The organism is Cupriavidus sp. FW305-46, from assembly GCF_058787075.1.
In genome coordinates this window covers 1-12,354 of the sequence record NZ_JBYSZI010000020.1, presented here as the reverse complement: position 1 = coordinate 12,354, position 12,354 = coordinate 1, and the positions used below count along the sequence as shown (strand labels likewise).

Sequence of the window (12,354 nt, the reverse complement as noted above, 5' to 3'; positions counted from 1 at the left end):
TACAGATGGGCCCGGACGGGCGAGACCTAAAGGGAAGGGGGGAAATGAGCGAACGCTCGGGGAGTTGTTGGTGGCATCTTAGCACAATCCGACCGGCGCGCCAGGATGTGGCGCACGCACGTCGGACCGTGACAAAACCGGGACCGTGGGTCAGGTCCCGGCGCGCAGCTTACAGGTTGCCGTCGAGGAAGGCGGTCAGTTGCGACTTGGACAGCGCGCCGACCTTCTGGGCCGCGACTGCGCCGTTCTTGAACAGGATCAGCGTCGGGATGCCGCGGATGCCGAACTTGGCCGGCACCTGCTGGTTTTCATCGACGTTGATCTTGGCGATCTGCAGCTTGTCGCCGTAGTCCTTGGCGACTTCGTCCAGGATCGGCGCGATCATCTTGCAGGGGCCGCACCATTCCGCCCAGAAGTCGAGCAGGACGGGTTTGTCGGACTGGAGGACGTCAGCATCGAAGGAGGCGTCGCTCACATACTTGATTTGTTCGCTCATGGCGGAAAACCTCTGGTTTCGCTCTGTTTATGTTGAAGGCTGGAGACTTCGGAGGGCCGAACCGTTACCTTACACGAGATTGCGCGGACCCGTCGGGCTGCCTCCGCAGCCCGCAAACAGGCTGTGGGGGCCGCTGCCGCGCCCGGTGCTGCCGATATGTTACCAGTTTGCCGATTTTCAAGACCGGCCTGGCAAACACTCGAAAGCGCGCCGGCACGGAAATGATTCTGCTGCAAGCGGGGGATTCATTGAAATGCTTATTTTCTATGGCGCCGAGAGATTCGGGTAATCGCTTGCGGCGTGCGGGAGGGTGTGTCATAGAATGCACTTGTGCGCGCCGCGCGGTGCCGATTGCGTGTGGCGTGCGCGTAGAATAGAAAGCGGTTCGCGGGCGGCGCCAGCGGACCAATCTTGCATCCTGCGCCACTGACTAGGTCATCGACATGAACACCGATCCCCGCAAGCCTTCGCAGCCCGAGCCCGAGCCCGGCCAGGCGCCGGACGTGGACCACCTGAGCGATGCGCTGGACCATATCAGCAGCGCCGTGGAGACCAACAGCATCGCCAGCGGTGCCGCACGCGGCCTGGTCTACAGCATCATCGAGACCCTCGGTACCCTCGTGGGCGACCCGGACCTGCCCGAGCATGCGCGCTCCGGCTATGAGGGCCTGCTCGAGACCGCGCGCGAGATCCGCGCCCGGCTGGAAGGCGGTTCGGACTGAGCCGTTCCGCCTGCCCCTGCATCACACTTGCCGCCAGCCGCCCAGGCCGGCGGCGCCCGTATTGTTTCCGTTGCATCCTGACGCTTTCGCCGACCGACGCAGTTCGCGCAGCCATTCCGGGCTGCGCCCCACGCGCCCATGACGTCGCTACGTTTCCGCCCTGGCCCTGATTTCCTCGACCAGGCCGCCACCGCTGCCTGGTATTTCCTCGACCGCTGCGGCGCGCCGGAGGCGGGCGCGCACGTGGTCGTGCCCACCGCGGCGCAGATCCCGGGCGTGCGCCAGGCACTGGACGCCGCCGCGCGCGCGGCAGGCAGCCCGCGGCTGCTGCCGCGCGTGCTGACGCTGGGCCACTGGCTGCTCGACCTGCCGCCCGAGGGCGCCCCGGTGCGCAGCCCGGCCGCACGCCTGCTGGCCGTGCAGCAGGCGGTGCGCGGGCAGGACTGGCTGCGCCGCGCCTTCGGCGCCCAGAACGAGACCGCCGCCTGGGGCCTGTCGCAGACGCTGCTGTCGATCTGCGACGAGCTCAACGCGCGCTGGCTCGAAGACGCCGCCATCCGCGACGATGACGAGATCGACGGCGACGATCGCGCCGGCCTGCTGCAGGGCGCGCTGGAACGGACCTATTCGCATCTGTCCGAGCGCTTCCTCGGCGAAGAGGCGCGCATCGTGCTGGCATTCTGGCAGGCGCTGTCCGGCCCGGACGATCCGCTGCCGGCGCGGCGCCGCGCCTTGCGCGAGCTGTCGCAGCAGCTGCGCGGCCCGGTGATCTGGATTGCCCCGACCCCGCCCACGCCGCTTGAAGCCGCGTTCCTGCGCGATGCCGCCGAGCTGGTGCCGGTGCTGCAGGTCGGCTATGACTGGACCGGGCAGGGCGAGAGCGATGCCGACTGGTACCAGACGCTGCTGGCGCTGTGGCCGGAAGCAAGGATCGCCGACGATGCCGAAGCCGTCGCCCCCGCGCCGGCCATGCCTGCGCTGCCGCCGCAGCGTTCGTCGATCCGCGTGATCGGCAGCGCGCGCTTCGAGGACGAAGCCGCCGCGGCAGCCGCGCAACTGGTGCAGTGGCTCAATGAAGGCCGCCGCCAGGTGGCGCTGGTCGCGCACGACCGCGTGGTGGCGCGGCGCGCCCGCGCCTTGCTGGCGCGCGCCGGGGCACCGGTGCGCGACGAGACCGGCTGGAAGCTTTCCACCACGCGCGCGGCCGCCGCGCTGATGCGCTGGTTCGACCTGCTGGTGCGCGACGGCGACACCGCCGCGCTGCTGGACCTGCTCAAGAGCCCGTTCTGCCTGCCGGAGGTTGCCGGGCGCGGCGCGGCCATCGCGCTGCTTGAGCGCCAGGTGCGGCGCGAAGGCATTACCGGCGGCTGGGCGCGCCTGCGCCAGCTGTTCGGGAGCGCACCGACTGCCGCGCAGCAAGCTGCCGCGGAAGACGAGGATGCCGCCGAAGCGCCGCGCCGCGCCGCGCACGCGCTCGTCGCCGTGCTCGCCGACGAGGCGGCGCGCTGGCCGCGCGGGCTCGCGCAGCATCCGCTGGCAACCTGGCTGGAACGGCTCGACGGCATGCTCGACGGCCTCGGCATGCGCGCGGCGCTGGCCGCGGACGATGCCGGCAGCCAGCTGCTCGATGCGCTGGCGCGGCTGCAGGAGTTGCCGCTGGACGAGACTGGCGGCCATGCCACGCTGTCGCAGGGCGAGTTCCGCGCGATGCTGTCGGCGCTGCTGGAATCGGTCGCCTACAAGGAGCCCTCGGCCAGCGGCCCGGCGCGCATCACCATCCTGCCCCTGAACGGCGCGCGCATGCGCCGCTTCGAGGGCGTGGTGATCGTCGGCTGCGATGACGCGCAACTGCCGTCCAGCGCCGCCGAGCTGATGTTCTTTTCCAACCAGATGCGGCGCGAGCTGGACCTGGAAGACCGCGAGGCCCGCTTTGCCCAACAGGCGCGCGACCTGGCCGAGGTGCTGCTGAACAACGACGACGTGGTGCTGACCTGGCAACGCTACGGCAGCCGCGGCGAGCCGCATCATGTGTCGGGCTGGATCGAGCGCCTGGCGGCGTGCTGCGCGCGCGCGGGCGTCAGCATCGAAGCCGCCGCCGCAGCACAGGCGCACGAGACCTTTGCCGATCCGCAGGGCATGCCGGCGCCGGCGGCGGAGCCCGCGCTGGTGCCGGTGCGCTGGAGCGCGCAGGCCTACAACATGCTGCGCCGCTGCCCCTACCAGTTCTTCGCCGGCCGCATGCTGGGCCTGGCCGGGCTGGAGACAGTCAGCGACGAGCTGGAGAAACGCGAGATCGGCGAACACCTGCACCACGTGCTGCTGCGCTACCACAAGGACCTGCAGGCGCGCCGCGAGCGTGGCGAGACGCTGGCGGAAGACCAGCGCCTGGCCCGCCTGGCCGAGATTTCCGAAGACGTGTTCGGCGCGCTGATGGCCGAGGACGGCAATGCCATTGCCTACTACCGGCGCTGGCGCGAGGTGATGCCGTCGTATGTCGCCTGGCAATCCGCGCGCGAGGCCGAGGGCTGGTTCTGGCGCGGCGGCGAGCTCGACGCCGGCATCGACCTGCCGATGCCCGACGGCCAGCCGCTGCGCCTGACCGGGCGCATCGACCGGCTTGACCAGGGCCCGGGCGGGGCGCATGCCGTGCTCGACTACAAGACGCAGAGCGCCACCCGCCTCAAGCGCAAGCTGGCCGAGGTCGAGGAAGACTGCCAGCTGCCGTTCTACGGCCTGCTGCGCGCCGATGCGGCAGCCGGCAGCTGGGTATCGCTCGAAGGCGCGCGCGAGGGCGCAGCGGCGGCGCAGCGCGAAGTCGGCCTGCCCGATTTTGAAGCCGCCGTCATCTGGCTGGAACGGCAGATGCGCGACGACGTCATGCGCCTGCGCCAGGGCGCCAGGCTGCCGGCCTTCGGCGATGCCTCCGCCTGCCTGTATTGCACCGCCCGCGGCCTGTGCCGCAAGGGCTTCTGGGAATCCACCGCCGTGCCGGCGCTGACATCATGACGCCCCACGATCCGCACCACGTCCAGCCTTACCAGCGCGACGGCGAACCCGTTTCCGAGACCGAGTTCACGCGCGCCGCCTGCGATCCCGCGCGCTCGGTGGTGGTTGAGGCCTGTGCCGGCAGCGGCAAGACCTGGCTGCTGGTGGCGCGGCTGGTGCGCTTGCTGCTGGCCGGCGCCGCGCCGCACGAGATCCTGGCCATCACCTTCACGCGCAAGGCCGCCGAAGAAATGCGCGACCGCCTGCTTGAGGTGCTGGCACAGCTGTCGCGCGACAGCGACGACGACGTGATCGCCGCTCTGGTGCAGCGCGGCCTGACGCCCGACGCCGCGCGCGAGACGCTGCCGCGTGCGCGGCGCCTGCATGCGCAGGTGCTGGCCGCGCCCGGGCGCATGGCCATCGATACCTTCCACGGCTGGTTCGGCACGCTGCTGCGCGGCGCGCCGCTGGCCTCGGGCATCGTGCCGGGCGCGGCGCTGCGCGAAGATGCGCTACGCATGAAACGCGAAGCCTGGGCCCCGGTCTGGCGCGCGCTGGCCACGGAGCAATACACCGACTTGCGCGCCGCGTGGGAAACGCTGGTCGATACCGTGGGCGACTTCCAGGCACGCGCGCTGCTGGACGCGATGTTCCATGCCCGCAGCGAATGGTGGGCGATGCAGGAGGGCGGCGACCCGCTGCAGGCGCTGTCCGACTGCCTGGGCGAAGACGCCCGGGGCGACGTGCTGCTGCAGGCGCTGGCCGACGAAGGCTGGCGCGATGCCTGCGAGTCGCTGGCGCTGCGCCTGGGCGCGGCCGGCAAGACCGAGCAGACCCACGCCGGCCGCATCACCGATGCGCTGATGGCGATCACCGCGTGGCGCGAAGCGGGCGCGGTGCCCGGCAAGCCCGCCGAACGGGCGTTCGCGCAGTTGCGCGCCGCGTTCTTCACCACCACCGGCGGCCCGCGTTCGCTGCGGCGCACCGCGGCGCTGGTCAAGGCCGCCGGCGGCGAAGGCATGGTCGATGCGTTGCTGGACGAGCATGCCTCGATCTGCGCCATGCTTGACGACATCAGCGCGCGTTGTTGCGAAGCCGCGGTGCTGGCGATCAACCGCGCGCTGTTCTGCATCGGCGATGCCTTGCTGACGCGCTACCAGCGGCACAAGGACGAGCAGCGCGCGATGGACTTCGCCGACCTGGAATGGCAGGCCGCGCGCCTGATGTCGGACGAAGAGACCGCCACCTACCTGCAGGTGCGGCTCGACGCGCGTTACCGCCATCTGCTGCTCGACGAGTTCCAGGACACCAACCCGCTGCAGTGGCGCATCCTGCAGGGCTGGCTGGCCGGCTATGCGGGCCTGGGCGAGCGGCCGACGGTGTTCCTGGTGGGCGATCCCAAGCAGTCGATCTACCGTTTCCGGCGCGCCGATGCACGGCTGTTCGGCGCGGCCGGCGAGATGCTGCGCGATGCGTTCGGCGCCACCGTGCTGCGCACCAACCGCACCCGGCGCAACCGTGCCGAAGTGCTGGACTGGGTCAACGCCGTGTTCGACAGCGCGCGCGCCGAGGGCCGCTATCCGCTGTACGCGACCCAGACCACGGCACTGGCCGGAGGCAACGGGCCGGTCTGGCTGCTGCCGCTGGTGGAGCCCGAGGACAAGGCCGAAGACGCCGTTGACGATGGTGCAGAGGACAAGGGCGCCGAAGCCGCCTCCGCCCATCGCGACACGCTGCTGCAGCCACGCCGGCAGGCCGGCGATTCGTTGCGGCTGGAAGAGGGCCGGCGCGTGGCCGCGTGGCTGCGCCTGGTGCGCGACACCGTGCCGGTCCATGAGGGCGGCGAACAGCGCCCCGCGCGCTGGAGCGACATGCATCTGCTGGTGCGCCGCAAGACCCATCTGGCTGACTATGAGCGCGCGCTGCGCGAGGCCGGCATTCCGTGCCTGAGCCCGCGCCGCGGCGGCCTGCTGGCCACGCTCGAGGCGCTGGACCTGTCGGCGTTGCTGGCGTTCCTGATGACGCCGGAATCGGACCTGGATCTCGCGCACGTGCTGAAGAGCCCGCTGGTGGGCGCGACTGACGACGACCTGCTGGCGCTGGCCCGGATCGAATGCGAGGGCGGCTGGTGGGCACGCATCGAGTCAGGCGGCCTGCCCGAACACGTATCCGATGCGCTGCGCGAAGGCGTGCAGCGCTTGCGCCAGTGGCTGCGCGTCGCGCCGCACCGGCCGGTGCATGACCTGATCGACCAGATCTTCCACGGCGGCGAAGTGCGGCGCCGTTATGCCGAGGCCGCGCCGCCGGATATCCGCGAACAGGTGCTGGCCAACCTCGATGCCTTCCTGAAGCTGTCGCTGGACCTCGACGGCGGGCGCTATCCGAGCCTGCCGAAATTTATCGACGAGCTGCAGGAAATCCGCCGCGGCGACGAGGGCGAAAGCCCCGATGAAGGCGGCATGGGCGAGAGCGCCGAAGACGTGGAGCCGGCCGAGGACGATCCGGCGTTTGCCGGCCTCGACGCGGTCCATATCCTGACCGTGCATGCAGCCAAGGGCCTGGAGGCGCCGTTCGTGGTGCTGCTCGATGCCAATCACAGCGAGCCGGCCGCGGACCGGGGCGGCATCCTGGTCGACTGGCCGCCGTCGTCGCCGGTGCCTCGGCATTTCTCGGCCTACGGCAAGCGCAGCGAGCGCGGGCTGGCGCGGGCGCCGTTGTTCGAGTCAGAGGCGGCGCTGGGCGAGCGCGAGAACTGGAACCTGCTGTACGTGGCCATGACGCGCGCGCAGCAGGGCCTGCTGGTCAGCGGGGTCAAGGGCCGGGCCAGCCGCAGCGGTTCGGGCGAGGGCAATGCCGAGATCGCCGGCAGCTGGTATGTGCGGCTGCAGGCCGCGGGCGTCGGCGAGATGGTGCCGGCCTATCCGGGCGAGCTGGCCGATGCGCAGGACCAGGCCCCGATGCCCGCGCGCCTGAGCGAGCCGGTGCGCTTTACCGACTTCCGGCTGCGCTATCGCGATGCAGTGGATGCGCGGCAGGGGACCGCGCTTGAAGAAGAGGGCGAGGCCGAAGCCGAAGACGAGTCCGACGGCATCGTCTTCAACGCCGCGGCCGCCCGCCACGGCGAGCTGGTGCATGCTTTGCTGGAGCGCCTGACGCGCTATCCCGAAGCCTTTGCCGGCGTGCCGGGGATCGACACCGCATTGCGCTGGTTCCCGCTGACGGGCGCGCACACCGGGGCGGCACGGCAGGCGTGGCGGCAACAGGTGGCGCAAGCGCTGGAGGCGGTGGCTGCGATGCTGCGCGCGCCGGCGCTGGCGCCGTTGCTGGGGGCGGGGGACGCCCGCAGCGCGCGCAATGAAGTCGAACTCTATGACGCGCGCGGCCGGCTGCTGCGCATCGACCGGCTGGTGGAATTCGACGACCGCGTGGTGATCGTCGACTACAAGCTGCGGCTCCTGCCGCAGGAGCATGCCGCCTACCGCGCGCAGCTGGGCCGCTATGTGGCCGCGCTTGCGCCGATGTTCCCGGGCAAGCGTATCGAGGCCGGCGTGGCCACCGCGGACGGCGAATGGATTCCCGCCGAGCGAATGGCGCCGCCGATGCCGCAGCAGGGCTCGCTGTTCTGACGGCTGGCGTGGCACCCGGACAGGGTGCCAGAATCGGCGCAAAATGGGGTGTGCAGCGCGCGCGCTCGCGGCCCGGCTGTACTAAAGTGACAGGGACTGCGCTGCGAACGACTCGTGCGTGCGGATACAGCGGGAGGGGGTGTGAGGTGGACGAGCCTGACCCTCGGCACTGGCGGAAAACGGCTGTGGCTGCTTCGTTCCCGACCTGACCAGGTTGACCGCGCCACCATGCGAGGAGGCCCGTCCGAGCGGCATTGTACCCCAGACCGCGATATCGCGGAGAAATTGCGTTGAATGCCCTTTGCAGTGGTGGGTCATTGCCCGCGGTAAATGCGTCGGCTTGATCTGGCGCAGGTAACGCGGGCCGCGGCGGCCCGACCATTCACCGACCCAGACCGTGGTGAGCCAATACATGAACGCAAACGACCAGATCATTCGCGGCGCCCTGGCGCCGCAGGAAATCTCCTCCGAAGTCCTGATCGAGAAGTACGCCAAGGGCGAAGAGCGCAGCATTGCCGATGTCAGGCAACGCGTGGCGCGCGCGCTGGCGCAGGCCGAACCCGAGGACCAGCGCGAGGCCTGGAGCGCGCGCTTCCTGTGGGCGCAGGAAAACGGCTTCGTGCCGGCCGGACGCATCAACTCGGCGGCGGGCACCGGCATCCAGGCCACGCTGATCAACTGCTTCGTGCAGCCGGTGGGCGATTCGGTGTCGGAGCCGCGCGAGGGCCGCCCCAGCATCTATACGGCGGTGGCGCAGGCCGCCGAAACCATGCGCCGCGGCGGCGGCGTGGGCTATGACTTCTCGGCGATCCGACCGGCCGGCGCGCTGGTGCGGGCCACGCATTCGCGCGCCTCGGGGCCGGTGTCGTTCATGAAAGTGTTTGACGCATCGTGCGCCACCGTGGAATCCGCCGGCGCCCGCCGCGGCGCGCAGATGGGCGTGCTGCGCTGCGACCATCCCGATATCGAGAGCTTTATCCACGCCAAGGACAAGGGCGACCTCAGCAACTTCAATATCTCCATCGGCGTCACTGACGCCTTCATGCAGGCCGTGCAGGCAGACGGCGAGGTCGAACTGGTGCATGAGGCCGAGCCGGGCGCCGATATGATCGCCGCAGGAGCTTATCGCCGCGACGACGGCCAGTGGGTGTACCGGCGCGTGCCGGCGCGCAACCTGTGGGACCAGGTCATGCAGGCCACCTACGACCATGCCGAGCCGGGCATCCTGTTCCTGTCGCAGATCAATGCCGACAACAACCTTTATTACTGCGAGCGCATCGAGGCCACCAACCCGTGCGCCGAGCAGCCGCTGCCATCCTATGGCTGCTGCTGCCTGGGCTCGATCAATCTGACGCGCTTCGTGCGCCAGCCGTTCTCGCCGCAGGCCGAATTCGATTTCGATGCCTTTGCCGAAGTGGTGCGTGTGGCCACGCGCATGCTCGACAACGTGCTCGACGTGACCTTCTGGCCGTTGCCCGAACAACAGGCCGAGGCCCACGCCAAGCGCCGCGTCGGGCTGGGCTTCCTGGGGCTGGGCAGCGCGCTGGTGATGCTGGGCCTGCGCTATGACACAGAGCCGGCGCGGCAGCTGGCGGCGCGGATCTCGGAGCGCATGCGCGATGATGCCTACCTGGCGTCGACCGAACTGGCGGTGGAGAAGGGTGCCTTCCCTCTGTTCGATGCCAACGCCTACCTGCAGAGCGGGTTTGCCGGCCGGCTGCCTGAACGCTTGCGCGATGCCATTGCGCGCAACGGGCTGCGCAATTCGCACCTGCTGTCGATCGCACCCACCGGCACCATCACGCTGGCCTTTGCCGACAATGCCTCCAACGGCATCGAGCCGGCTTTCTCGTGGACCTACAACCGCAAGAAGCGGATGCCGGACAACAGCTACCGCAGCTTCGAAGTGGCGGACCATGCCTGGCGGCTTTACCGTCACATGGGGGCCGACATGGCCCAGTTGCCGGATGCCTTCGTCACCGCGCTGCAGATGTCGGCGCTGGATCATATGCGGATGCTGGAAGCGGTGCAGCCGTATATCGACACCAGCATCAGCAAGACCGTCAACGTGCCGGAGGATTATCCGTATGAAGCCTTCCGCAACCTGTACCTGGAGGCGTGGAAGGCCGGCCTGAAGGGGCTGGCGACCTATCGTCCCAATTCGGTGCTGGGGGCCGTGCTGTCAGTAGAGGCGCCGGCGGCGGCACCCGCTGCCATGGCCGACGACAATCCGCTGGTGCGCCCCTTCGGCAGCCGGCCGGTGGGCGACCTGGAGGGCGTGACGTCCAAGGTCGAATACCTGACGTACGAGGGCCACAAGACCGTCTACCTGACCGTCAACTTCATGCGCGTCGCCGGCGTTGCCGGCGGCAAGCCGGTGGAGATCGAGCGCCCGGTGGAGTTCTTCATGCCGGCGGGGCAGCGCAGCGAGGGCCAGCAGTGGATTACCTCGACCATGCGGCTGTTGTCGATGGTGGCGCGCTCGGGCGGCTCGGTGGCCAAGGCACTGGCGGACATGCGCAACGTGGTGTGGGACAAGGGCACGGTGCGCTACGGCACGCTGGTGCGCCAGGACGGTACCGAGGTGCCGCGCTTCCATGACTCCGAAGTGGCCGCGCTCAGCTACGCGCTGCAGCGCATCCTGATCAAGCGCGGCTTCCTGGATGCCGACGGCGGCCAGGTGCCGGTAGCCGCGCTGGCGGCCAGGCTGGCCCAGCGCGAGGGCGGGGGGCAGGCGCCGGATGCCGGGGCGGATCTCGCCAGCCCGGTCCGAGCCCCCGGCACCCCCGGTGTCGGCACCGGCAAGCCGTGCCCGGAGTGTGGCGCGCACGCCCTGCACAAGGTCGACGGATGCGCCAAATGCGCCAATTGCGGCTACGTGGGCGAGTGCGGCTGAGCCCCGCCGCGGGCGGGTTGCGGCCACCGGAGCCAGCCCGCGCGGCGCGTGGCGAATAAAGACCGCGAGGTCGGGGCGGCGGCGGCCGGAGGGGGGCCGCATTTTGCTACAATCGCCGCCATGAGTTATCAAGTTCTAGCGCGCAAATGGCGCCCCAGGGATTTCACCACGCTGGTCGGCCAGGAGCACGTGGTCCGCGCGCTCACGCACGCGCTGGAACAGCAGCGGCTGCACCATGCCTACCTGTTCACCGGCACGCGCGGGGTCGGCAAGACCACGCTGTCGCGGATCCTGGCCAAGGCCCTGAACTGCACCGGCCCTGACGGCAACGGCGGCATCACCGCCCAGCCGTGCGGGCAGTGCAAGGCCTGCCAGGAGATCGACAGCGGCCGCTTCGTCGACTACATCGAGATGGACGCCGCGTCCAACCGCGGCGTCGACGAGATGGCGCAGCTGCTGGACAAGGCGGTCTACGCCCCGACCTCCGGGCGCTTCAAGGTCTACATGATCGACGAAGTGCACATGCTCACCAACCACGCCTTCAACGCCATGTTGAAGACGCTGGAAGAGCCGCCCGGGCACGTCAAGTTCATCCTCGCCACCACCGATCCGCAGAAGATCCCGGTCACGGTGCTGTCGCGCTGCCTGCAGTTCAACCTCAAGCAGATGCCGCCGGGGCATATCGTCTCGCACCTGGACCATATCCTGGCGCAGGAAGGCATCGGCCACGACGGCAATGCGCTGCGGCTGCTGGCGCAGGCCGCGCACGGCTCGATGCGCGATGCGCTGTCGCTGACCGACCAGGCCATCGCCTACAGCGCGGGCCAGGTCTCGGAAGACGCGGTGCGCGGCATGCTGGGCGCGATCGACCAGGGCTACCTGGTGCAGCTGCTCGATGCGCTGGCCGCCGAAGACGGCGCCGCCATGCTGGCGATTGCCGATGCCATGGCCGACCGCAGCCTGTCGTTTGCCGGCGCGCTGCAGGACCTGGGCTCGCTGCTGCACAAGGTGGCTCTGGCGCAGGCCGTGCCGGCCTCGGTGCAGGACGAATGGCCCGAAGCCGATGAGGTGCGGCGCCTGGCCGGCGTGTTCGACGCGCAGGAAGTGCAGCTGTTCTACCAGATCGCCAACCTCGGCCGCAGCGAGCTGGCGCTCGCGCCGGACGAGTACGCCGGCTTCACCATGACGCTGCTGCGCATGCTGGCGTTCCGGCCGTCGTCTGAACCCACTACGACGCAAGGGCAGGGCGGTGGTGCCGCGCCTGCGCGCCAGCGTGGTGCCGAAGCCGCGCAACCCGTTGATACCCGCCATGCGACGGCTGTGGCCAATGCCGCCGAACAGGCCAAGGCCGGTGCTGCGGCGGCACCGGTCCCTGCCCCTATGCCCGCACGGGCGGTCCAGCCCGCGGTAGTGGCCGAACTCGCTGCCGCACCTGCCGCTGTCCCTGCATCCCCTGAAGCTGCGCCGGCACGGCCGGCCGCTGGCGCCGGCAACGGGGCCATGTCGCCCGCCGCCGCCGCGCTGGCGGCCGCCCGCCAGGCTTCCGCTGCCCGTGGTGGCGGCCGCAAGGCACCGCCGCTGGCCATGGCGCCAGCGCCGGCTGCCCCGCAGCGCCCCCCGGCCCCACCC

6 protein-coding genes and 1 other RNA gene are annotated in these 12,354 nt (G+C 70.1%); 5 read left to right on the top strand and 2 right to left on the bottom strand.

Translation table 11 applies throughout. From position 1 onward, the window contains the following. Window positions 1–169: 169 nt before the first annotated feature. Window positions 170–496, bottom strand: coding sequence for a thioredoxin TrxA (gene trxA, locus AC3WON_RS12005; protein ID WP_010814265.1), 327 nt, complete (start codon window positions 494–496; stop codon window positions 170–172). A 443-nt stretch (window positions 497–939) separates the two neighbouring features. On the opposite strand from trxA, the gene AC3WON_RS12000 reads away from it, so the two are divergent. From AC3WON_RS12000 to AC3WON_RS11990, 3 genes are all read left to right on the top strand, one after another. Continuing rightward, window positions 940–1,218 carry a hypothetical protein gene (locus AC3WON_RS12000; protein ID WP_010814264.1) on the top strand — a complete coding sequence of 93 codons (279 nt, stop codon included), beginning with the start codon at window positions 940–942 and terminating at the stop codon, window positions 1,216–1,218. A gap of 138 nt (window positions 1,219–1,356) precedes the next feature. Continuing rightward, window positions 1,357–4,224, top strand: coding sequence for a PD-(D/E)XK nuclease family protein (locus AC3WON_RS11995; protein ID WP_492351911.1), 2,868 nt, complete (start codon window positions 1,357–1,359; stop codon window positions 4,222–4,224). Further along, a complete protein-coding gene (locus tag AC3WON_RS11990) occupies window positions 4,221–7,829 on the top strand; it encodes a UvrD-helicase domain-containing protein (RefSeq protein ID WP_492351910.1) in 3,609 nt (1,202 codons plus the stop codon). The genes AC3WON_RS11995 and AC3WON_RS11990 overlap by 4 nt, the downstream gene beginning before the upstream one ends. 146 nt (window positions 7,830–7,975) lie before the next feature. On the opposite strand, the gene ffs is transcribed toward AC3WON_RS11990, so the two are convergent. Further along, an RNA gene (ffs, locus tag AC3WON_RS11985) (signal recognition particle sRNA small type) lies at window positions 7,976–8,074 on the bottom strand. Window positions 8,075–8,241: 167 nt separating this feature from the next. Between ffs and AC3WON_RS11980 the strand changes: the two genes are divergently transcribed. Further along, entirely contained in the window at window positions 8,242–10,725 is a 2,484-nt protein-coding gene (locus AC3WON_RS11980) for an adenosylcobalamin-dependent ribonucleoside-diphosphate reductase (protein ID WP_492320624.1), read from the top strand. A 120-nt stretch (window positions 10,726–10,845) separates the two neighbouring features. Next, window positions 10,846–12,354, top strand: a 1,509-nt coding sequence (locus AC3WON_RS11975) for a DNA polymerase III subunit gamma/tau (RefSeq protein WP_492351909.1), incomplete at its 3' end; no start/stop codon positions are given.

What these genes read in the sequence shown, in the direction of transcription:
- AC3WON_RS12000 (WP_010814264.1), top strand. Translation starts at nt 940, where the DNA reads ATGAACACCGATCCCCGCAAGCCTTCGCAGCCCGAGCCCGAGCCCGGC.
- AC3WON_RS11990 (WP_492351910.1), top strand. Translation starts at nt 4,221, where the DNA reads ATGACGCCCCACGATCCGCACCACGTCCAGCCTTACCAGCGCGACGGC.
- AC3WON_RS11980 (WP_492320624.1), top strand. Translation starts at nt 8,242, where the DNA reads ATGAACGCAAACGACCAGATCATTCGCGGCGCCCTGGCGCCGCAGGAA.
- AC3WON_RS11995 (WP_492351911.1), top strand. Translation starts at nt 1,357, where the DNA reads ATGACGTCGCTACGTTTCCGCCCTGGCCCTGATTTCCTCGACCAGGCC.
- trxA (WP_010814265.1), bottom strand. Translation starts at nt 496, where the DNA reads ATGAGCGAACAAATCAAGTATGTGAGCGACGCCTCCTTCGATGCTGAC.